Source organism: Streptomyces sp. bgisy100 (assembly GCF_057709105.1).
Genome location: NZ_JBYITE010000001.1, coordinates 40,513 through 61,643, shown reverse-complemented (window position 1 = coordinate 61,643; position 21,131 = coordinate 40,513). Strand labels below are relative to the sequence as shown.

22 protein-coding genes and 1 tRNA gene are annotated in these 21,131 nt (G+C 72.8%); 7 read left to right on the top strand and 16 right to left on the bottom strand.

Translation table 11 applies throughout. The features are described from left to right. Together AC3EQ1_RS00335 and AC3EQ1_RS00330 are read left to right on the top strand one after the other, a co-directional pair. A complete protein-coding gene (locus AC3EQ1_RS00335; protein ID WP_432092189.1) occupies positions 1–1,491 on the top strand; it encodes a bifunctional glycosyltransferase family 2/GtrA family protein in 1,491 nt (496 codons plus the stop codon). Further along, positions 1,488–3,935 carry an ArnT family glycosyltransferase gene (locus AC3EQ1_RS00330; RefSeq protein WP_432092188.1) on the top strand — a complete coding sequence of 816 codons (2,448 nt, stop codon included), beginning with the start codon at positions 1,488–1,490 and terminating at the stop codon, positions 3,933–3,935. The genes AC3EQ1_RS00335 and AC3EQ1_RS00330 overlap by 4 nt, the downstream gene beginning before the upstream one ends. Before the next feature lie 24 nt (positions 3,936–3,959). On the opposite strand, the gene AC3EQ1_RS00325 is transcribed toward AC3EQ1_RS00330, so the two are convergent. Next, complete coding sequence (locus tag AC3EQ1_RS00325) at positions 3,960–4,916, bottom strand: endonuclease/exonuclease/phosphatase family protein (RefSeq protein WP_432092187.1); 957 nt, start codon at positions 4,914–4,916, stop codon at positions 3,960–3,962. Between the two features lie 402 nt (positions 4,917–5,318). On the opposite strand from AC3EQ1_RS00325, the gene AC3EQ1_RS00320 reads away from it, so the two are divergent. Next, positions 5,319–6,128 carry a TetR/AcrR family transcriptional regulator gene (locus AC3EQ1_RS00320; protein WP_432092186.1) on the top strand — a complete coding sequence of 270 codons (810 nt, stop codon included), beginning with the start codon at positions 5,319–5,321 and terminating at the stop codon, positions 6,126–6,128. A gap of 254 nt (positions 6,129–6,382) precedes the next feature. Here the strand turns inward: AC3EQ1_RS00320 and AC3EQ1_RS00315 are convergent, their stop codons facing one another. The 4 genes from AC3EQ1_RS00315 to AC3EQ1_RS00300 form a co-directional block, all read right to left on the bottom strand. Beyond that, positions 6,383–6,853 carry a PPOX class F420-dependent oxidoreductase gene (locus tag AC3EQ1_RS00315; protein ID WP_432092185.1) on the bottom strand — a complete coding sequence of 157 codons (471 nt, stop codon included), beginning with the start codon at positions 6,851–6,853 and terminating at the stop codon, positions 6,383–6,385. Positions 6,854–6,873: 20 nt separating this feature from the next. Next, positions 6,874–7,719 (bottom strand): YceI family protein, encoded by an 846-nt coding sequence (locus tag AC3EQ1_RS00310; RefSeq protein ID WP_432092184.1) that lies wholly within the window; start codon positions 7,717–7,719, stop codon positions 6,874–6,876. Positions 7,720–7,888: 169 nt separating this feature from the next. Beyond that, complete coding sequence (locus AC3EQ1_RS00305) at positions 7,889–10,354, bottom strand: MFS transporter (RefSeq protein ID WP_488187136.1); 2,466 nt, start codon at positions 10,352–10,354, stop codon at positions 7,889–7,891. Between the two features lie 86 nt (positions 10,355–10,440). Continuing rightward, entirely contained in the window at positions 10,441–10,917 is a 477-nt protein-coding gene (locus tag AC3EQ1_RS00300) for a MarR family winged helix-turn-helix transcriptional regulator (RefSeq protein WP_432092182.1), read from the bottom strand. Between the two features lie 215 nt (positions 10,918–11,132). On the opposite strand from AC3EQ1_RS00300, the gene AC3EQ1_RS00295 reads away from it, so the two are divergent. Then, positions 11,133–11,333, top strand: coding sequence for a hypothetical protein (locus AC3EQ1_RS00295; protein WP_351514627.1), 201 nt, complete (start codon positions 11,133–11,135; stop codon positions 11,331–11,333). An 86-nt stretch (positions 11,334–11,419) separates the two neighbouring features. On the opposite strand, the gene AC3EQ1_RS00290 is transcribed toward AC3EQ1_RS00295, so the two are convergent. The 5 genes from AC3EQ1_RS00290 to AC3EQ1_RS00270 form a co-directional block, all read right to left on the bottom strand. Beyond that, positions 11,420–12,364: a hypothetical protein gene (locus AC3EQ1_RS00290; RefSeq protein WP_432092181.1), complete on the bottom strand. Its 945-nt coding sequence runs from the start codon at positions 12,362–12,364 to the stop codon at positions 11,420–11,422. Between the two features lie 76 nt (positions 12,365–12,440). After that, complete coding sequence (locus AC3EQ1_RS00285; RefSeq protein WP_432092180.1) at positions 12,441–13,271, bottom strand: RNA polymerase sigma factor SigF; 831 nt, start codon at positions 13,269–13,271, stop codon at positions 12,441–12,443. 178 nt (positions 13,272–13,449) lie between these two features. After that, a complete protein-coding gene (locus tag AC3EQ1_RS00280; RefSeq protein ID WP_351514633.1) occupies positions 13,450–14,286 on the bottom strand; it encodes an RNA polymerase sigma factor SigF in 837 nt (278 codons plus the stop codon). Between the two features lie 176 nt (positions 14,287–14,462). Continuing rightward, positions 14,463–14,756, bottom strand: a complete 294-nt coding sequence (locus tag AC3EQ1_RS00275; protein WP_432092179.1) for a Dabb family protein — start codon at positions 14,754–14,756, stop codon at positions 14,463–14,465. A 32-nt stretch (positions 14,757–14,788) separates the two neighbouring features. Further along, positions 14,789–14,953 carry a hypothetical protein gene (locus tag AC3EQ1_RS00270; RefSeq protein ID WP_351514637.1) on the bottom strand — a complete coding sequence of 55 codons (165 nt, stop codon included), beginning with the start codon at positions 14,951–14,953 and terminating at the stop codon, positions 14,789–14,791. A gap of 647 nt (positions 14,954–15,600) precedes the next feature. Here AC3EQ1_RS00270 and AC3EQ1_RS00265 point away from each other — a divergent pair. Continuing rightward, entirely contained in the window at positions 15,601–15,888 is a 288-nt protein-coding gene (locus tag AC3EQ1_RS00265; protein WP_432092178.1) for a hypothetical protein, read from the top strand. Between the two features lie 90 nt (positions 15,889–15,978). Continuing rightward, positions 15,979–17,088: a hypothetical protein gene (locus tag AC3EQ1_RS00260; protein WP_432092177.1), complete on the top strand. Its 1,110-nt coding sequence runs from the start codon at positions 15,979–15,981 to the stop codon at positions 17,086–17,088. A gap of 173 nt (positions 17,089–17,261) precedes the next feature. Here AC3EQ1_RS00260 and AC3EQ1_RS00255 read toward each other — a convergent pair. The 4 genes from AC3EQ1_RS00255 to AC3EQ1_RS00240 all read right to left on the bottom strand — a co-directional run bounded on the left by AC3EQ1_RS00255 (position 17,262) and on the right by AC3EQ1_RS00240 (position 18,947). Continuing rightward, positions 17,262–17,348: transfer RNA gene (locus AC3EQ1_RS00255), tRNA-Ser, on the bottom strand. 10 nt (positions 17,349–17,358) lie between these two features. Continuing rightward, on the bottom strand, positions 17,359–17,877 hold the full coding sequence (gene tadA / locus AC3EQ1_RS00250; protein ID WP_432092176.1) for a tRNA adenosine(34) deaminase TadA: 519 nt from the start codon (positions 17,875–17,877) through the stop codon (positions 17,359–17,361). Between the two features lie 194 nt (positions 17,878–18,071). Next, a complete protein-coding gene (locus tag AC3EQ1_RS00245; RefSeq protein WP_432092374.1) occupies positions 18,072–18,590 on the bottom strand; it encodes a tRNA adenosine deaminase-associated protein in 519 nt (172 codons plus the stop codon). Between the two features lie 171 nt (positions 18,591–18,761). After that, positions 18,762–18,947 (bottom strand): hypothetical protein, encoded by a 186-nt coding sequence (locus AC3EQ1_RS00240; protein WP_351514671.1) that lies wholly within the window; start codon positions 18,945–18,947, stop codon positions 18,762–18,764. Between the two features lie 189 nt (positions 18,948–19,136). Here AC3EQ1_RS00240 and upp point away from each other — a divergent pair, with 189 nt between their 5' ends. Continuing rightward, positions 19,137–19,772: a uracil phosphoribosyltransferase gene (upp, locus tag AC3EQ1_RS00235; protein ID WP_432092175.1), complete on the top strand. Its 636-nt coding sequence runs from the start codon at positions 19,137–19,139 to the stop codon at positions 19,770–19,772. Positions 19,773–19,836: 64 nt separating this feature from the next. On the opposite strand, the gene AC3EQ1_RS00230 is transcribed toward upp, so the two are convergent. Continuing rightward, a complete protein-coding gene (locus AC3EQ1_RS00230; RefSeq protein ID WP_432092174.1) occupies positions 19,837–20,469 on the bottom strand; it encodes a LytR C-terminal domain-containing protein in 633 nt (210 codons plus the stop codon). 112 nt (positions 20,470–20,581) lie between these two features. Next, positions 20,582–20,878 (bottom strand): type II toxin-antitoxin system VapB family antitoxin, encoded by a 297-nt coding sequence (locus AC3EQ1_RS00225; protein WP_030543771.1) that lies wholly within the window; start codon positions 20,876–20,878, stop codon positions 20,582–20,584. Positions 20,879–21,131: the final 253 nt, after the last annotated feature.

Below are 21,131 nucleotides of genomic sequence, written 5' to 3'. Positions count from 1 at the left end.
ATGCGAACCGAGACTCTCCCGGGCACCCTGCCCACGCGCGGGCATCTGCCGGCCCTCCGGCCGCGGACCGCCGACGGTGAACCGGTCCTGGACGTCGTCATCCCCGTCTACAACGAGCAGGCCGACCTGGAGCCCTGTGTCCGCAGGCTGCACGGTCACCTCACCCGCACCTTCCCCTACGGCTTCCGCATCACCGTCGCCGACAACGCGAGCAGCGACCGCACACCGGAGGTGGCCGCCCGGCTCGACGAGCTGATCGAGGAGGTCACCGCGGTCCGGCTGGAGGAGAAGGGCCGCGGGCGGGCGCTGCGCGCCGTCTGGTCGATGTCCCCGGCACCGGTGCTGGCCTACATGGACGTGGACCTCTCCACCGACCTCAACGCGCTGCTGCCGCTCGTCGCACCGCTGATCTCCGGCCACTCCGACCTCGCGATCGGCTCGCGGCTGGCGCACAGTTCACGGGTGGTGCGCGGCCCCAAGCGGGAGCTGATCTCGCGCGGCTACAACCTCCTGCTGCGCGGCGGCCTGGCCGCCCGGTTCAGCGACGCGCAGTGCGGCTTCAAGGCGATCCGGAAGGACGTCGCGGAGCTGCTGCTGCCGATGGTGGAGGACACCGGGTGGTTCTTCGACACCGAGATGCTGGTCCTCGCCGAGCGGGCCGGGCTGCGGATCCACGAGGTGCCGGTGGACTGGGTGGACGACCCGGACAGCCGGGTGGACATCGTCCGGACGGCCGTCGAGGACCTCAAGGGGGTCTGGCGGGTGGGGCGGGCGCTGCGCACCGGCGTGCTGCCGCTCGCCCGGCTGAGCCGGCCGTTCGGTGACGACCCGCGGGACCGCGAACTCGCCGGGGTGCCCCGCGGACTGGCCCGCCGGCTGCTGGGCTTCTGTGTCGTGGGGGCGCTGAGCACCCTGGCGCATCTCGCGCTGTACGCCCTGTTCCGGCTGGAGGCGGGGCCGCAGACGGCCAACGCGGTGGCGCTGCTGCTCGCGGCGGTCGGCAACACCGCGGCCAACCGGAGGTTCACCTTCGGGGTCCGGGGCCGGGAGCGCGCCGTACGGCACCAGGCCCAGGGGCTGGTGATCTTCGGCATCGGTCTGGCGCTGACCAGCGGCTCCCTGGCCGCCCTCCAGGGGGCCGGCAGCCCGTCCCGGACGACGGAGGCGGCGGTGCTGATCGTCGCGAACCTGGCGGCGACGGTGCTGCGGTTCCTGCTGCTGCGGGCCTGGGTCTTCCCCGGGCGGCGGGAGCCGGCGGGGGGCGGGGAGCACGCGGGCGGCTCCGACTGTGCCTGTCCCGACTGTGCCTGTCCCGACGGTGTCTGCCCCGACGGTGCCTCCCTCGATGGGGTCTCTCTCAACCACGCACCCCCCGACCGTGCCTCCCCCGACCGTGCCGGCCTCGACGGCGCCTCCGCCGGCGGGGTGTCCCTCTCCGCCTCTCGCACCCCCTCGTACCCGTACACCCGCGACTCCCGGAGCACCCGATGACCGAGCACCATGACGAGACGACCTCCCGGGCGGGGGCCGGGGGCGCCGTCCTGACGCCCCCGGCCCCAGACCCCGCAGGACCGCCGGCGGGACCGCCCCGCGGGCGGTTCTCCGGGGTCCGGCGCGGCCGGGCCGAGGACCCCCGGTGGGTGCGGCCCGCGTTCCTCGCGCTGCTGCTCGGCACGCTGCTGCTGTACCTGTGGAACCTCCAGGCCTCCGGTTACGCCAACTCGTACTACTCGGCGGCGGTCCAGGCGGGCAGCGAGAGCTGGAAGGCTTTCTTCTTCGGCTCCCTGGACGCCGGCAACGCCATCACCGTCGACAAGCCGCCGGCCGCGCTGTGGCCGATGGCCCTGTCCGTACGGCTCTTCGGGCTGCACTCCTGGGCGGTCCTGGTGCCCGAGGTGCTGATGGGCGTGGCCGCCGTCGCGGTGCTCCACGGGTCGGTACGGCGGACCCACGGCCCGGTGGCCGGGCTGCTCGCGGGCGGGGTGCTGGCGCTCACCCCGGTGGCGGCGCTGATGTTCCGGTTCAACAACCCGGACGCCCTGCTCGCGCTGTTGATGACCGTCACCGTCGCCTGCGTCCTCCGGGCCGTGGAGGGGGCGCGCACCGGATGGCTGCTCGGCGCGGGCGCCGCCGTCGGGCTGGCCTTCCTCACCAAGACGCTGCAGGCGTTCCTGATCCTGCCGCCGCTCGCCCTGCTCTACGCGGTGTGCGCCCCCACGCCCCTGCGCCGGCGGCTCGGCCAACTGCTGCTCGCCGGCGCGGCGCTGGTGGTGATGGCCGGTTGGTGGGTCGCGGCCGTCGAACTGTGGCCCGCAGACTCCCGCCCGTACGTGGGCGGCTCCCGGAGCAACAGCTTCCTGGAGCTGACGCTGGGCTACAACGGCCTCGGCCGGATCAACGGCGAGGAGACCGGGAGCGTCGGCGGAGGCGGCGGTCCGGGCGGTGGCGCGTGGGGACGGTCCGGCATCGGGCGGATGTTCGGCGACACGGTCGGCGGCCAGATCTCCTGGCTGCTGCCCGCCGCACTGGTCCTGCTGGTCGCGGGCCTGCTGCTGACCCGGCGGGCGGGACGGACGGATCCCGCGCGGGCCGCCTTCCTGGCCTGGGGCGGGTCCCTGGTGATGACGGCCGGCGTCTTCAGCTTCATGGCGGGGATCTTCCACGAGTACTACACGGTGGCTCTCGCGCCGTACCTCGCGGCCGTGGTGGGCCTGGGCGCCGGGGCGCTCTGGGAGCGGCGCGGCGCCGTGGCATCGGCGGCGCTCGGCGGCACGGTCGCGGTGACGGCGGTCTGGGCGTTCGTCCTGCTGGGGCGGAACGAGGACTGGCTGCCGTGGCTGCGGTGGACGGTGCTCGGCACCGGGCTCGCCGCGGCGGCCGGGCTGGCGTTCGCCCGGCGGCTGCCGCGGCGGGCGGTACCGCTGGTCCTGGCGCTGGGGCTGGCGGCGTCGCTGGCCGGGCCGCTGGCGTACACGCTCAGCACGGTCGGCACCGGGCACACCGGGTCGATCGTGACGGCCGGACCGGCCGTCGCCGGGGGCAAGGGACGTCCGGGCGGCGGGATGCCGCCCGGTATGGCGGGGAACGGCCGGGCCGACGCCCCCGGCGCGGACGGCGGGAACGGGGCCGGAGCCCCGGGCCGGGCTCCGGGAGGCAACGGCGCCGCCGCGGGCGGTGCCGCCCCGAACGGTGCGCCGCAGGGGATGCCGCCCGGGGGCAACGGCGCCGGGCGCGGTGCGGCCGGTCCCCGGGCCACCCCGCCCGGCATGAACCAGGGCCGGGGAACTCACGCCGGCCCCGGGCGCGGGGGCGCCGAAGGCGGCGTCATGGGCGGGCTGCTGGGCGGACGGAAGGTCAGCGACGAGGTGGCGGACGCCCTCCGGCGGGATTCCGGCGACTACACCTGGGCCGCCGCGACCGTCGGCGCCCAGAACGCCGCGAGTCACCAACTCGCGACCGGGAGCCCGGTCATGGCCATCGGCGGCTTCAACGGCAGCGACCCGTCGCCGACGCTCGCGCAGTTCAAGAAGTACGTGCGGCAGGGCAGGATCCACTACTTCGTCCCGAGCACGGGCGGCGGCCCCGGCGGGATGCCCGGGCCCGGCCGGACGACCGGAGCCGGTGGAACGGCCGGGGCCGGTGGGAACGCCGGGCCCGGTGCGCAGGCCGGGGCCGGTGGGAACGCCGGGCCCGGTGCGCAGGCCGGGGGTGGCGGGAAGGCCGCGGGCAGTGGGACGGCCGCAGGTGGTGGGACGGCTGCGGGCGGCCGGATGGGCGCAGGCGGCGGGGCCGGCGCCGGGGCTCGTGCGAACGGCGCCGGCGGGAAGGGTTCCGGAGGCGTCGCCGCGAGCATCACCCGGTGGGTCGAGAGCCACTACACCAAGGTCACGGTCGACGGCACCACGCTCTACGACCTGACCCGGCCCACCGGCTGACGGGGCGCTGCCGGACCGGGCACGTCACTGCGGTTCCCGGCGCACCGCCAGGTCCGCCACGACGGGGCGGTGGTCGGAGGCGAGGGTTCCGGCCACCGCCGCGCCCCGTACGCCGATGCCGTCCGAGACCGTCACGTAGTCGATCCGCCGGACCGGGGCCCCCGCCGGATAGGTGGGCCGGGCCCCGGCCGGTACCGCGTCGGTCAGCCGCCCCCACAGCGGTGCCAGTTCCGGCGCCGCCGCCTCCGCGTTGAAGTCGCCGACGAGGACCTGCCGCGGACACCGGCCCCGTCCGTCGCAGTCCTCGGCCATGATCCGGAGCATGTCGCCGGTCTGGGCCCGCCGGACGGCCGGGTCGGCCCGGTAGTCCAGGTGCGTCACATGGATGTGCACCGGAACGCCCCCCACGCGGACCACCGCCTCGCCGAATCCGGGAGCGGGCGCGGGCACCGGGTGCGGATCCTGGGTGGAGAGCCGGGTGATGGAGTGGTTCGCGGTGCTCAGCACCGGGAGGCGGGACAGCACCGCCACCCCGAACTCCCGCCGGGGCCCGCCCGCCTGCGCCGGGTCGAGGCTGTACAACGGGGCGAAGAAGACCCGCATGCCCAGGGCGTCGGCCAGTTCCGCCGCCAGATCCCGCCCCTGGCTGCGGGCTCCCCAGTGCACGTCGACCTCCTGAAGGCCGATCACATCCGCCCGCAGGGCACGCAGCGCGCGGGCCGTCCGCCCGGGGTCGAAGACGTGGTCGGCGCCCGTCCCGGCCGCGATGTTGTACGTGGCCACCCGCAGCGGCACGTCCGCACCCGTCCGTTGCCGTACCGCCGCGAGCCGGGGGCCGGACCGCTCGCCCGGCGCCTCCGCACCCGCCCGTGGCCCCGCGCCGCCTCCGGCCGCCGCGCCGGCCTCCGCGTACGGCATCGCGGAGAGCCCCACCAGGCCCGCGGCGCACAGCAGTCGGGCCCATCGACGGCGCAGTGGCATCCGGGACTCCCTCGTCGGCTTCGCGCCGCTGCACCGTAACGGAGCCGTCCGCCCGATCCCCGCTCTACGGCGTACAAGGCTTTGATGCGGCGGGAGGCCATCGACGCCCTGCACCGTGCGAGGGGGGCCGTGCTTCCACTCGACATCCACCGAGCCGACCGGAGGCCTCCGCTCCACGGACCGGCCGGCTCGTCGGCGCGGCGGCGGTGCTGCTGGGCGGTGTGGTCGCCGCGGTGCTGCTGCGCAGGGCCGGGTGTCCCCACCGACCTGCGGAAACGGCATAGCATCGAGTCCGGGGCGGGCCGGAGTCCGGCGGCCCCCCCCACCGGGCCGTCCGCCCGGCTCCCGGTGACGGGACCCGCCGACGGCACCGGCGGAGAGTACGACGTGGAGGAGGGCGCCATGGCAGCTGCGGGCCGCGGATCGGGCCACGCGCGGACCAGCGTGTGGCTGGAGGGCCGCCCGGCACCCAGCCGGCGGAGCGAGCAGCCCGCGGGGCTGGACCGCGACAAGATCGTCGCGGCGACCGTGCGCCTGCTCGACGCCGAGGGGCTGGCGAAGTTCTCCATGCGCCGGCTCGCCGCGGAGCTGGGGGTCACCGCGATGTCGGTGTACTGGTACGTCGACACCAAGGACGACCTGCTGGAGCTGGCGCTCGACGCCGTCACCGGCGAGATGCGGCTGCCGGAGGAGGGCGACGGCGACTGGCGCGACCGGCTGCGCCGACTGGCCACGGAGTACCGGCGGTTGCTCGTGACCCACGTGTGGGTGTCCCCGCTGATGGGCGCGTACCTCAACGTCGGCCCGAAGGCGATGGCCTTCTCCGCCGCGGCGCAGGAGGTGCTGCGCACCAGCGGTCTGGCCCCCGAACAGCTGCCCGGCGCGCTGTCGCTCGTCTACCAGTTCGTCTACGGGTTCGGCACGATCGAGGGCCGGTTCGCCGCCCGCTGCCGGGAGGCGGGGATCAGCCAGGACGACTTCTTCCGCCAGGTGATGGGCACGATCGAGGACCGCCCGGAGTTCGGCCGGTCCGTGGACCTCATGGAGGCCCGGGGCGGGGGCAGCGTCGCCGAGATGCGCGCCCGGGACTTCGACTTCGCGCTCGACTGCGCGATCGCCGGCATCGAGGCGATGCGGCGGGGCGTGCCGGGGGAGGGAGCCGGCGAGGAGCGTTCCGGTTCGGCCGGGGGCACCGGCGGGACGGCGGACTGACCGTCCGCCCCGCCCGCAACGGCAGCTTCACTCGTTCACCCGGTCACTCGTTCACCCGGTCTCCAGGTCTCCAGGTCTCCCGGTCACCCGGCCACCCGGCTCGCATCGCCCGGATCCCGGCTCCGCCGTCCGGGTTCCGGGCCGCAGCCGCAGCCGCAGCCGCAGACCGGCAGATCGCCGACCGCCGCCCGGCTCACTCCGGCTCCCGGAGTCCGCGCAGTCCGCGGACCTTCCCCCGAAGAGCCCCCGCCGCGTCAGCTCTCCGGCGCCAGGCGGGCGGGGAAGCCGCCCGTCGCGACCGGCCCCCAGCGTTCGGGGGTGATCCGGATGAGGGACTTGCCCTGCTCGCGCATCGCCGCCCGGTACTCGTCCCAGTCCGGGTGCTCCCCCGCGACGCAGCGGTAGTACTCGACCAGCGGCTCCACCGACTCCGGCGGGTCGACGACCTCCGCCGTCCCGTCGATCTGCACCCAGGGGCCGTTCCACTCGTCGGAGAGGACGATCAGGCTGACCCGGGCGTCGCGGCGCGCGTTCCGCGTCTTGGCGCGCTCCGGATAGGTCGACATCACCAGCCGGCCGGAGCCGTCGACCCCGCAGGTGAGCGGGGAGCCCTGGGGGCGGCCGTCGGAGCGGGTGGTCAGCAGGATCGCCCGGTGGCGGGGGCGGACGAACTCCAGCAGCCCCTCGAGGTCCACGGTCGTGTTGGTCGCGATGTTCCCGGCCATGACCGCAGACTACGGCGGAGTCAGACCGCCGGCAGCGACTCGCCCTGCACGGCCTGCACGTCCAGCTCCACCCGCAGGGTGGTGCCGATCGCCGCGATGCCCGCCGCGACCACCTGGTTGTAGTTCATCGCGAAGTCCTCGCGCCGCAGCTCGGCGGTGGCGCGGAAGGCCGCCCGCACGCCGCCCCACGGGTCGGGGCCGGTGCCCAGGTAGACCAGGTCCAGGGCGACCTCGCGGGCCACCCCGTGCAGCGACAGTTCGCCGTGCACCGTCCAGCGGTCCGGGCCGGCCGGGGTCAGCCCCGTGCTCCGGTAGCGGATCTCCGGGAACCGCTCGACGTCCAGGAAGTCCGGGGACTTCAGATGCCCGTCGCGCAGCGCGTTGCCGGTGTCCACGCTCTCCGCGCGGATCACCGCCTCGACCCGGGAGTCCGCGAGGTCGCCGGCGATGACGATCCGGCCCGCGAAGTCCGTGAACCGGCCGTGCACGCTGGAGATGCCGAGGTGCTGGGCGACCGCGCCGACCGAGGAGTGCGCCGGGTCGAGCGTCCACACGCCGGGCGGCGGCAGTTCCACGCCGCCCTGCCGGGCCAGCACGACCGTGCCGACGTCCGCCCGGCCCGCGGCGGTGACCATGGCCGTCGAGGCGGCCGGCGCGTAGCCGACGGCCGTGACGATCACGGTGTACGCCCCGGGAGCCAGCGGCTCCTCGCTCCTTACGCCGCCGTCCCCGTCGGCGGCCGCCCGCAGCACCTGGCTGCCCGTCATGTCCGTGACGGTGAGCACCGCGTGCTGCACCGCCCAGCCGTCCCGGGTGCGGACCTGTGCCCGCAGTCCCGTACCGGCATCGAGTCCTGGTGTGGTCATCACCGCTCCTGCTTGATCGTCATGTGCGGGCCCCGGCCGGCCGGTGCGCCGGGCCGTCCCCTGCCCTGCGCACCGCCGGCCGGGCCCTGTCCCCTGACGGCCGGTGGGGTTCCACCCGCCGGGGCAGGGGGCGCGTCTCCGCTGTACGCGCCCCCTGCCCGGGGGCCTGCTACTCGCCCGGGTGGGCGAGCTCGATGTCGTGGCCGTCGACGCCCTGTCCGGTGACCGGCAGGGGCTGCGCGACCGGCGGGTAGCCGCTCGCGATGACCGTGTAGTCGCCGGCGTCCAGGTCGGCGAAGGCGTACGCGCCGTCGTCGCCGGTGGTGGAGGTGGCCACCACGTTCCCGGCCGCGTCGACCAGCGTCACCCGCGCGTCCGGCAGCGGACGGCGGTCCGTCCCGGCCCGCACGGTGCCCTGGACCAGCACACCGGCCCGGAGCTCCACCGTGATCCGGGTGACGCCCTGGCCGCCGACCTCGACCGGCAGCGCCAGCGGCCGGAAGCCGGGCGCGTTGACCGCCACCGTGAAGGTGCCGGGCACCAGGTCCTCGAAGCCGAACGCGCCCTCGCCGGAGGTCCGGCCGGTGGCCAGCACCTCGCCGCGGACATCGGTGACGACGACCATCGCCCCGTCGACCGGCAGGCTGTCGGCGGCGTTGCGCACCAGGCCGGCCAGCCCGCTGGTGCCGGACAGCAGCAGGTCGTAGCCGAGCGGCTCCTCTCCGACCAGCACGGTCGACGCCTGCGGCTGGTGCCCGTCGGCGGAGGCGATCAGGACGTACGAGCCGGAGCCCGGCGCGTCCAGGGTGTAGCCGCCGTCGGCGTGCGCCACCGAGCGGCCCAGCTGACGTCCGCCGAGGGAGATCAGGGTGACCGCGGCCTGCGGCACGGGGTGGCCCTCGGCGTTCCGGACGAAGCCGTGGATCGCGGTGCCGTTGCCGGAGGGGGCGCCGTCACCGGCCGCGGCGAACGCCATGGTCGCGGCCTCGGCGGCGGGGGCGGCGGACGCCTCCGCGGCAGTCGCCTCCGTGGCGGCCGGGGCGGCCACGCTCACCAGCGCCGGCTCCGGCTCGGTGGCCGCGGCCGCAGCGGTCTCCGGGACCGGGGCGGTCTCCGTCGCGGACTGCTGGAGCCCGCTCCGGGTGCGCAGCGGCACCTCCTTGATGAAGAGCACCACCAGCAGGGCGACCAGCGCGACCGGCGCCGCGTACAGGAACACATCGCCCACGCCGTGGCCGTACGCGCTCTCGACGACCGTACGGATCGGGGCCGGCATCGCGTCCAGGTCCGGCAGCGTCGTGGTGTCGCCGCCGCCCTGCGCCGCCCTGGCGGCCTTGGGGCCGAGCTCCTCCAGCCCCTCCTTCACGTGGTGCGTGATGCGGTTGCTGAGCGCCGCGCCGAGCGCCGAGACGCCGACCGCGCCGCCGAGCGTGCGGAAGAAGGTGACGACGGAGCTCGCCGCGCCGAGGTCCTTGGGGTCGACCTGGTTCTGGGTGGCCAGGACCAGGTTCTGCATCATCATGCCGAGGCCCAGGCCGAGCGCGACCATGAAGATCGCCATGTGCCAGTACTCGGTGTCGTACCGGAGGGTGCCCAGCAGACCGAGGCCCGCCGTCACCAGCACGCCGCCGGAGACCAGCCAGACCTTCCACCGGCCGGTCCGGGTGATCACCAGGCCGGAGACCGTGGAGGAGACGAACAGACCGGCGATCATCGGGATGGTCATGACGCCGGACATCGTCGGCGACTTGTCCCGGGCCAGCTGGAAGTACTGGCTGAGGAAGACGGTGGCGCCGAACATCGCGACACCCACGAAGAGGCTGGCCACGGAGGCGAGGCTGATCGTCTTGTTCCGGAACAGGTGCAGCGGCATGATCGGCTCGCTCGCCCGGGACTCGATGAGGACGAAGATCGCGCCGAGCACGATCGAGCCGCCGACCATGGCGTAGGTCTGCCAGGAGATCCAGTCGTACTTGTCGCCGGCCAGGGTGACCCAGACCAGCAGCAGGGAGACCGCGGCGGTGATGAAGAACGCACCGCTCCAGTCGACCTTCACGTCCCGCTTCACCACGGGCAGCTTCAGCGTCTTCTGCAGCACGATCAGCGCGATGACCGCGAACGGCACACCGACGTAGAAGCACCAGCGCCAGCCCAGCCAGTCGGTGTCGGTGATGACACCGCCGATGAGCGGGCCGCCGACGGTGGCGACGGCGAAGGTCGCGCCCAGGTAGCCGCTGTACCGGCCGCGCTCCCGCGGGGAGATCATCGCGGCCATGATGATCTGCGCGAGGGCCGTGAGGCCGCCCGCGCCGATGCCCTGGACCACCCGGCAGGCGATCAGCATCGAGGTGTTCTGCGACAGGCCCGCGACGACCGAGCCGAGGACGTAGATCACCAGCGATATCTGGACCAGGGTCTTCTTGCTGGTGAGGTCGGCGAGCTTGCCCCACAGGGGGGTGGACGCGGTGGTCGCGAGCAGGGCCGCGGTGACGACCCAGGTGTAGGCGCTCTGGCCGCCGTCCAGGTCCTTGATGATCTCCGGCAGGGCGTTGGAGACGATCGTCGACGACAGGATCGCGACGAACATGCCGAGCATCAGCCCGGACAGCGCCTCCAGGATCTGCCGGTGGGTCATGGGTGCGGCGTGCCCGGCGTGCCCGCCGGTGCCCGCGTCCTCCCGCACACCGGCCGGTGTGGTGGTGGTCATGCTGTTCCTTGTCCTCATGCGGGTGTACGGGTGGTGGTGTCGGTGGTGTGGTGGCTCCGGGACCGGCAGTCGCCGAAGCTGTCGCGCAACTTGGCCAGCAGCTCGTTCAGCTGTCCGACCTCCTGGTCGGACCAGTCCCGCAGGGCCCCGGCGAGCATCTCCGCATAGCGGTCGGAGACCGTCCGGAGGAACGCCTCGCCGTCGGCGGTGAGCCGCAGCAGCCGGGACCGCCGGTCCAGCGGGTCCGACTGCCGCTCGACCCAGCCGTAGCCGACGACGTGCGCGACATGCCTGCTGGTGACGGACATGTCGATGGCGAGCAGCTCGGCGAGTCTGCTCATCCGCATCTCGCCGTGCCGGTGCAGCAGGGTCAGCACGCCGGCCGACCCGGGCGGGCACTCGTGCGGAAGGATCCGCGCGAGCTCACGCTTCACCGCGCCGATGGCGCTGAGCTGCCGGGCCAGCTCCTCGTACTGGCTCTGCGCTGCCATGCACTCTCCCCGAGCTATCAGTTGCTTAGGGCAACCATAGAAGCAGTTGGTTGCCGAAGGCAAATGAGTTCCGGGCGGATCCGGCAAAGGAATCGGAAAGGCTCCGTCCGGTGGCGGTCAAAGCCGCGCACCGGCTTCGAACACCGAGGTGGCGGGCGACTCCGGCGCGCCCCAGGGGTTGGGGCGGCCCCACCGGTTCGCTAGGGTCCTGGCCCATGACGAACAACCCCCACGCTCCCCAGGGTCAGCAGGACCCGGCGGGCAGCACGCAGATGTTCCGCGCCTTCGTCGACGAGGGCGAACCGCAGGGCCGGACCGCGGCCACCGCGTCGTCCGGGCCGCGCACCGGTCTCGTCGTCGGGGTGATCGCCGTCGTCGCGATCGTCGTCGGGGTGGCCTGGCTCGCCCTGAGCTGACGCCGTCCGGCTCCGGCCGCCGCCGGTCCCGCCGGACCGGCGCGTGCCGGTCCGCTTCCGTGGTCCCGACGGGAGTGGCCGTGCGGTCACTTCCAGTCGACGTCCACGTCCCGGGTCTCGATGTGCATGCCCAGCGGCACCCGCCAGGCGTCCACGCACACGGTCCAGGTCCTTCTCAGGCGCGCCCCGCCCGCGATGGGGACGGGCAGCGCCTGCTCCGACCCGAGCGTCGCCCAGTCGACGCCGAGCCCGCCGATGACGTGCGTGGAGAAGCCGACCCTGCCCGATCGCACCGGCCGGTCACCGGTGTTGCGCAGCACCAGCGACACCTTCTCGCACCAGCGCCGGTCGGTGGCGGTGCGCACGGGAGCGCCCACCGACAGCGCCGCGGGCCGCTGCGGAGCCGGGGTCGAGGGCGTGGGATCCGCCCCACCGCCCGAACCGCCGGAGCCTCCCGAGTCACCGGAGCCTCCCGAGCCGCCGGTCCCGGCCGGGCCGCCGGAACTCTCCGTACCGCCGCCTCCCGAACTGCCGCCGCCCGTGCCTCCGGAGCCGCCGCCTCCGGAACCGCCCCCACCGCCGTGCGAACCACCGTCCGCACCGCCGCCCGAGCCGCCGCTCCCGCCGCCGCGCGAACCGGACCGGGAGTCCGCATCCGAACCGCCCCCGGAACGCCGCTCCTCGCCGCCACCGGCACCGTCCCGGCCCGGTTCGGATCCCTCCGGGCGCCCGGAACGCCCGCCGTCCGCGCCGCCGCGTCGCTCCGCGGCTGCGGTGTCCCGCTCCCCGGGGGTCCGGCCCGTGCCGTCGGTGCTGCCGTCCAGCGGGATCAACGTCACCCCGCCGTCGGACGGTACGGCCTTCCCCGGCGCCGTCGGCCCGGGCCCGGCGGCACCGGCCGCCACATAGCCGTCGTCCCCGCCGCTGCCGCACCCGGCGGCCGGCACCGCCAGACACAGCACGGCCGCCGAGGAGACGAGCACCGTCCCTCGGCGGCCGTGCGGCAACAGGCCTCGCGTCGTCCGTCGCATCGCCCTGGACCTCCCGGCGTCGGCTGGGCGACAGTGTTGCTGACGATGCGTCAGTTGTGAAGCGGGTGGCACCGCCTCAGTCCGCGATGAGTCCTTCCCGGAGCTGGGCGAGCGTGCGGGTGAGCAGGCGGGAGACATGCATCTGGGAGATGCCGACCTCCTCGCCGATCTGGGACTGCGTCATGTTCGCGAAGAACCGGAGCATGATGATCTGCCGCTCCCGGGGCGGGAGTTTGGCGAGCAGCGGCTTGAGCGACTCGCGGTACTCCACCCCCTCCAACGCGGTGTCCTCGTACCCCAGCCGGTCCGCGAGCGAGCCCTCGCCGCCGTCGTCCTCCGGGGACGGGGAGTCCAGCGAGCTCGCCGTGTAGGCGTTGCCCACGGCCAGCCCGTCGACCACGTCCTCCTCCGACACCCCGAGGCAGACGGCGAGTTCGGTGACCGTCGGCGACCGGTCGAGCTGCTGCGCGAGCTCGTCGCTGGCCTTGGTGAGCGCCAGGCGCAGCTCCTGGAGCCGGCGCGGCACCCGCACCGACCAACTCGTGTCGCGGAAGAAGCGCTTGATCTCGCCCACGACGGTCGGCATCGCGAACGTCGGGAACTCCACGCCCCGTTCGCAGTCGAACCGGTCGATCGCCTTGATCAGGCCGATCGTTCCGACCTGGACGATGTCCTCCATCGGCTCGTTCCGGCTGCGGAACCGGGCCGCGGCGTAGCGCACCAGGGGGAGGTTCAGTTCGATCAGGGTGTCGCGGACATAGGTGCGCTCGGGGCTGTCCCGGTCGAGGGCGGCGAGCCGCAGGAACAGGGATCGGGAGAGGGTGCGGGTGTCGATGGCGTCGCAGTCGTCGAGCACGTTCGGTGCGTCAGTGGTGAGCACCTTCGAGCTGCCCAGTTCTACGGACATGCCACCCCCTTGAGGTCGCGGACGGATCCCAGCGGCGCTCTCGCTGTCGAGTGACGCCTCCACCTGAATACCGGAGGCGAAGCTGCGGCAAACGCAGTTTCTGCAGAATGTCACATGTCGGCAACACGCTGTAGCGCCAAGTCGACATATCTGCGCTGGAATCGGTCGCTCGTTCCGGCTACGTTTCGATCCGATTTGCGGATCTCAGCCGGGCGAAGCTGCGGGACAGCAGGCGGGACACATGCATCTGAGAGACCCCCAGCTCCGCGCTGATCTGGGACTGCGTCAGATTGCTGTAGTAGCGGAGCAGCAGGATCCGCTGCTCCCGCTCGGGCAGCTGTACGAGCAGGTGCCGGACGAGGTCCCGGTGCTCCACCCCGGCCAGCGCGGGGTCCTCGTAGCCCAGCCGGTCGAGGAGGCCGGGCAGTCCGTCGCCCTCCTGGGCCGCCTCCAGTGAGGTCGCGTGGTACGACCGGCCGGCCTCGATGCAGGCCAGCACGTCCTCCTCGGCGATCTTCAGTCGCTCCGCGATCTCCGCGGTGGTCGGCGACCGGCCGTGCTGCACCGTCAGGTCCTCGGTGGCGCCGTTCACCTGGACCCAGAGCTCGTGCAGCCGGCGCGGCACGTGGACGGTCCGCACGTTGTCCCGGAAGTAGCGCTTGATCTCGCCCACGACGGTCGGCATCGCGAAGGTCGGGAACTGCACGCCGCGCTCCGGGTCGAACCGGTCGATGGCGTTGATGAGCCCGATCGTGCCGACCTGGACGACGTCCTCCATCGGCTCGTTCCGGCTCCGGAAGCGGGCCGCGGCGTAGCGCACCAGCGGCAGATTCGCCTCGATGAGCGCCGCACGCACGCGCGTGTGCTCCGGTGTGCCGGGTTCGAGGGCGGAGAGCTCCTTGAAGAGCACCTGGGTCAGCGCCCTGGTGTCCGCGCCGCGGCTCTCCCGGCTCTTCCCGGCGCCCTCGCCCTGGGGTGGCGTCGCTTCGGACGCGGTACGGGCCGACGCGGTCATGCCACCCCTTCTCGGTTCTCAGGTCAACCTCCGGCAAAAGCGGTCATAGCATCACAAGACATGTGCACTGTGTGCAAGCACCGTATAAAGCCGTGTTGACGGCAAGTTGGGGTGTTCTGCGGGCATACAACAAGGCCCCCCGCCTGTGCGGCGAGGGGCCTTGCGTCGGTTACGGATCAGAACTCGTAGTCGGCGATCACCCAGGTGGCGAAGGCGCGCCACTGCGCCACGCCCGCCTGGTGCGCCGGGTGCTCCAGATAGCGCTGCAGGGCGTCCCGGTCGGCGACCGCGGAGTTGATCGCGAAGTCGTAGGCGATCGGCCGGTCCGAGATGTTCCAGGCGCACTCCCAGAACTCCAGCTCGGGGATGAGGTCGCCGAGTTCCCGGAAGGCCCGGACACCCGCGGCGACGCGCTCCTCGTCGCGCTGCACGCCGTCGTTGAGCTTGAAGAGGACCAGGTGGCGGATCATCGGGGACTCCTGGGGGGAACGGCGCCCGGCGGTCAGTTGACCAGCTGGGTCATGAATTCGCCGACGCCCTGCGCGGCGCTGGAGATGCCCTCGAAGCCTATCTGGACCAGGTCGGCCGCCCGGTCCGGGGAGGTGATGATCGTGTACAGCACGAAGACGATGAGCACGTACTGGGCGATCTTCTTCGTCTGCGCCATTGCCGTGCCGCCTCCCTTGCCGCCGTGTGCCACCGCCCGTCCCCTGCGCGGTCGCGTGAGTCTATCCACAGATACCGCCGAACAGGGGACCCGGTGGAGTGCGGTCGACCTGCCCCGGAGCGACCCCGCCCGACCCCGCGCGGCGCCGGTGCGGGGTTCGGTGGGGACGCGCGGATGTCCGTGTCCGGAGGACGGTGTCCGGGGCACCGCCGGCGTCCGGGATCGGAACGCGAGAAGGCCCTGCCGGGTGTGTTCTCCGACGTCGAGCTCGGCTCCACGTCCGGCATCACTGCAGCCCTGGTCCACGCCGTGCCCGCCTGCAAGGCGGCAGCTGACGGCCTGCCCACCCAGGCCGACGAGGGCTGCACCGGCATCGGGATTCTTGTCCCCGTCCGTGGGCCGAATGGACGCTCCGAGCAGGCTCTGCACGTGGACACGTGCACCACGAACAGCCTGATCCGAGTATCCGAGCTCTCTGCGAAAACGCGCCACAGCCGAGCTCAAGCAATGCCGACGAGCCCTGCAGCATGTCACCCCCAGCTCCAGCCGGATCGGCGACATCACCCGCACCGCCCAGCCGCCTCACCTACGAGAGGTCCTCCACGACCACCAAGGAAACCAAGTACGGCGCGGAGCTGGGTGGCTCCGTGAACTGGGGCATTGGGCAGGTGGAAGCCAAGACCTCGTACGACGTGATCAAGAAGTATGAGAAGGGCACCAAGGTCACGAACTGGATGAACGTGCCTGGCAAGCACTCGGGCTACACCACCCCAAAGATTCAGCGCCGGGCATTTGCCATAGAGAAGTGGCAGGACACGGCGAACTGCAACGCTCGGTATCTCGGGGACATGGGCACCTTGAAGGGCATCACTGTGGCCCCGCACTTCAGTGAATGCACCATCAGGGGTCCGCGCACGTGTAAGCCTAAGCCGTAGCCGTCGGCTCGCGGGCCGGTGGCACAGCACCCCGGGAACGTGCGCCGGCCCGCATCATCCAAGACCGGACATCACCGCGAGGGGAAGACCATGACACCGCGCTCAACGGCCGGCGCCGCGATCATCGCTGCCTGTCTGCTCGCGACCGGCTGCAGCTCCGACACTGCGGAGGAACCCGCTCAGCACATCGTGCTGAACCTCGGCGGCCAGGTCGTAGAGCTCGACACCGTCGATTCCAGGCCGAGGACGGTGGGCACCTATCCCAAGGGTGGCGAGGACCTGGACGTCTTCACGCTGACCACCCCCCGCCAGATGCCATCCGGGGAGGTGGTCGGAATTCGTGACGGCGCTGCCGTGGTCGTTTCTCTTGACGCGGTCGAGAAGGCGACTGCGCTCGGCCCCGCCGTCGACTGGTTCCCGGCCACCACCGATGGACGCATCTGGACCGTGACCGAACCGGAGGACGACACTGCATGCGATCGGGAGGAATTACCCGAGAGCGCCCGTGCGCGCGTACGCATTGCCGATCACGACATCGTGGGCCGTCCTGCGAAGCGCACCATCACCCTGGGATGCGGAATCGAGCCTGTCGCAGAGACGGCCGCCGGAATCGCGGCACATCGGATCACCGACGACATCCCGAGCGAGGGCAACGGCGCCAGTGGCCGAACCGCCGTGGTGTTGCTCGGCGAGCGTGGCCAACCGGAACGCACCGTTGCCGAGTCGGGCACGATCCACGCGGCTGCCGGACACCGGATCATCATGAGCGTCGACCACTGTACTGCCGAGGCATGCACCTCACGGGAAACGGAATCGCGAAACACCATTTACGATACGGAATCGAAGAAGCGTCAGGTTTTTCCGAAGTGCGACACCGGCGAGCCTTCGGGGTCGGGCGCCATCGACTCCACGGGCCGCTGGTATGCAACGGTCACCGGCGCCGAGAGAGAGCGGCCCACGCTCTCCGTGGTGGACCTGAATGAGAGAACCTGCCGCGACATCGGCCCGTTCCCCGGTCTTGCGGAGGGCAGTGACTTGCCCGATGCCCTGTCCGCTGTGTGGACAGGGGCGAACCTCGTCCTTCTTGATCCCTCGTCAGGAGATGTCGCCACTCACCATGCCCCCAGCGGGGCCACCGCCCACCGGAAGCGGTCGGTCGACGTGACGAACGGTGGTCAGGTGTGGGGAGCCCTGAGCTGATCTGCCCGGATGACGAGCGACCGCGGCTTCACCCTGCTCATCCGGCAGTCGGATGAGCGGCCCCGAAGACGGCGACGGCCTCGCGGGAGCGCTCTTGAGAGCCCACTGAGACGGAAACGGGGACGGAAGATCACGAAGGGGCGGTCCCTGATGGGACCGCCCCTTCGTCGAAGCGGTAGCGGTGGGATTTGAACCCACGGAGGAGTTGCCCCCTCACACGCTTTCGAGGCGTGCTCCTTAGGCCGCTCGGACACGCTACCGAGAGAGAGCCTAGCGGACGGGGGGCCGGGATCCGAAATCGGTATCGGTTCCGCGGAAGAATCGGGTGAGGAGACCGGCGCACTCCTCGGTCAGCACACCCTCGACGACCTCGGGCCGGTGGTTGAGCCGGCGGTCCCGGACGACGTCCCACAGCGAGCCCACGGCGCCCGCCTTCTCGTCGGCCGCCCCGTAGACCACCCGGTCGACCCGGGACAGCACGATCGCGCCCGCGCACATCGTGCAGGGCTCCAGCGTCACCACGAGCGTGCAGCCCGCCAGCCGCCACGCGCCGACGGCCCCGGCGGCCTCCCGGAGCGCGAGGACCTCCGCGTGGGCCGTGGGGTCACCGGTGGCCTCCCGCTCGTTGTGGCCGCGCCCCAGCACCGTGCCGTCCGGGCCCAGCACGACGGCGCCGACCGGCACGTCCCCCCTGCCCGGGGCGCGTACGGCCTCCTGAAGCGCCAGGCGCATCGGCGCGTGCCACGGGTCGCGCAGGGGGTCGGGGTGCGGGGAGGCGGAGGTGTCCATGGGGACAGTGTCGGTCAGGGGGCTGTCGGTCAGGAGGCAGTGTCGGTCAGGGGGCTGTCGGTCAGGAGGCAGTGCCGGTCAGGGGGCTGTCGGTCAGGGCCCGTGTCGGTCAGGGGACGGTGCCGGTCGGCCGGCCCGCGGCGCAGGGGTCCGTGCACCGTGCCCGCCCGGGCCGCTCAGGGCGCAAGGGCCCCTCAGCGGACGGCCTCCAGAACGTCCATGCAGCCCAGCGCCTCGGCGATGATGCCCAGGGCGTCGCCGTCCAGGGTCCTCAGCTGCCGTTCGGTCATGCCCAGGTCGTCGAGGATCCGGGAGTCACCGATCGGACCGGGCGGAACGACCTCCTCCGGGTCCTCCCCGGCCTCGCTCCCCTCCGGCTCCCCGTCCTCGGTGCCGTCGAGGTCGACCAGCCGGTCCAGGTCCTCCTCGGGGTCGCGGCCGAGCAGTTCGTCGGTGAGCAGGATCTCCCCGTAGGAGCTGCGGGCGGCGGCGGCCGCGTCCGAGATGTAGATGCGCGGATCCTCCTCGCCGTCCACCCGGACGACGCCGAACCACGCGTCCTCCTGCTCGATGAAGGCCAGTACCGTGTCGTCGTCGACCGATGCCTCACGGGCCAGATCCGCGAGATCGGCCAGGGTTTCCACATCGTCGAGCTCTGTGTCGCTCGCTTCCCACCCGTCTTCGGTGCGCGCGAGCAGTGCGGCGAAGTACACCGTGACTCTCCCACTGGTCATAGGCGTGTACCGGGTCCGACGGGAACAGTGCTTCTCCTCTGGGCCCGCCCACTCGGAATCGTGGCAGAAAGAACGCCTCCGCGAGAGGTCTTCCGCTGTGCGTCGTGCACCAGTCCTGCAATCGGACCGCATTTCGGTCCCGCCGCGGACCTACCAGCGGAAGGTGCGCATCCGCATCTGCTGGCGCATCCGGGCCGCCCGGGCGCGGCGGGGCTGGACCCGCTCGCGCAGTTCCTTGGCCTCGTTCAGTTCGCGCAGGAACTGGGCGCGTCGCCGCCGCCGGTCCGTGTCGTTCTCCGGCGCGGGCGTGCCCCTCGGCTGGCTCCGGTCCGGCATGTGCACACCTCCCCGGGCTGGGGCACCGTCCGGCATGACGGTGCTGGGGTTCGCCCCTGTGCCGGTGGCCGGGGCTTATCTGCCCACCTTCCCCCCGAAAGCCGGTTTGACGCCATCGGAAGCCCCCGGACGGCCCCGGAGCCCCGGCCCCGGCGCGGCGGGCGCCAGGGCTCGGTTAGTGTCGTTGCCATGCGGACCCACGTCGTCGACCACCCGCTGGTGGCGCACAAACTCACCACGCTGCGCGACCGGCGCACCGATTCCCCCACCTTCCGGCGGCTCGCCGACGAGCTGGTCACCCTGCTCGCCTACGAGGCGACCCGCGATGTGCGCACCGACCGGGTGGACCTCGAGACCCCCGTCACCGCCACGACCGGGGTGCGGCTGTCGCACCCGCGTCCGCTGGTGGTGCCGATCCTCCGTGCGGGGCTCGGCATGCTCGACGGCATGGTGCGGCTGCTGCCGACCGCCGAGGTGGGATTCCTGGGCATGATCCGGGACGAGGAGACGCTCCAGGCGTCCACCTACGCCACCCGGATGCCCGAGGACCTCTCCGGCCGCCAGGTCTACGTCCTCGACCCGATGCTGGCCACCGGCGGCACCCTGGTCGCCGCGATCCAGGAGCTGATCTCCCGCGGCGCGGACGACGTCACGGCGATCTGCCTGCTGGCCGCGCCGGAGGGCGTGGAGCTGATGGAGCGCGAGCTCGCCGGGACGCCGGTCACCGTGGTCACGGCCGCGGTCGACGAGCGGCTCAACGAGCACGGCTACATCGTCCCGGGCCTCGGTGACGCGGGCGACCGGATGTACGGCACGGCCGGTTAGGTCACGGCCGGTCAGGTCACGGCCGGTCAGGTCACTGTCGGGGCGGGCCCTGCGGCCCGCCCGGTCAGCACTTCTTGTCGCGGGAGGCGGAGGGCGCGGGCGAGGGGCTGGTCAGATCGACCAGCGCCCGGTCGGCGTCCTTCTTCTTCTCCAGGGCGGTGAACTCGTCGCCGAGGATCAGATCCACGTCCTCGCCGGTGCGGTCGTCCGACCGGGACGAGGCCCCGCCGAGCTGCGTGCCCAGCACCTTCAGCCGGGACTCGGCGCCGTTCGGCGCGCCCAGCAGTATCCCGGCGCCCTTGACCTTCTTGTCGTAGGCGGCCGGGGCGTTGCCCACCTTGCCGACCTTGAAGCCGCGCTTCTTCAGCTCGTCCGCGGTCTTCTTGGCCAGACCGCTGCGCTTGGTGGCGTTGTAGACGTTCACGGTGATCTCGCCGGGCTCCGGCACGGGCTCGGCCGACGGGGTCGCCACGGCGGCCGGCCGGCAGGCCGTACTGCCCGCCGCGCGGGTGGTGGTGCCCCCGGTGAACACGTCGATGAGCTGCAACGTCCCCCAGCCGACCAGCCCGACGGAGGCCGCCGCCCCGATCACGGCGAGCACGATGCGGCGGCGGTTGCGGGGCCGGCGCATCCGCGGGTACCGGCCCCCCGTGATGCGGTACTTTCCGCCCATGCCGGGGGGAGTCAGCATGCTCATGGGCGCAGCGTAGCCCCGACAGTCGGCTCTGCCTACTAGATGATCAATGTGTGGCGCCCAGCCCAACCCAAAAGGGTCAATGTGCCTGGCCGCGCCGGGTGTCCGGGGCCGGTCAGCCCAGTTCGAGGACGCGGGCGTGCAGCACCTGGCGCTGCTGGAGCGCGGCCCGTACCGCGCGGTGCAGCCCGTCCTCCAGGTAGAGATCGCCCTGCCACTTCACGACATGGGCGAAGAGGTCGCCGTAGAACGTCGAGTCCTCGGCGAGGAGGGTCTCGAGGTCGAGCTGGCCCTTGGTGGTGACGAGCTGGTCGAGGCGTACCGGGCGTGGGGCGACATCCGCCCACTGGCGGGTGCTGTCCCGGCCGTGGTCGGGGTACGGCCGCCCGTTTCCGATGCGCTTGAAGATCACACGGAAAGCCTACCGGTCCCGACGCTCCGGGCGCAGCCATGGCGCAGAGTGCAAAGGTGGCGAACGGTTGCAAGACGGCACCGAAAGCAGAGCGGAATGAGGCATTCCGCCTTGTTGGGCCCCCGGGACGGCCCTGGCGGGGGTGGTTCCGGCGGCGGTTTCCCCGGGGGTGTCGCGGCCGGATTCCCGGGCGTTGCGAGGGGCTCCGGTGTCCGTTGCGGGGGTGGGTCGTGCGGGTGCGGTGGGGCTGTCG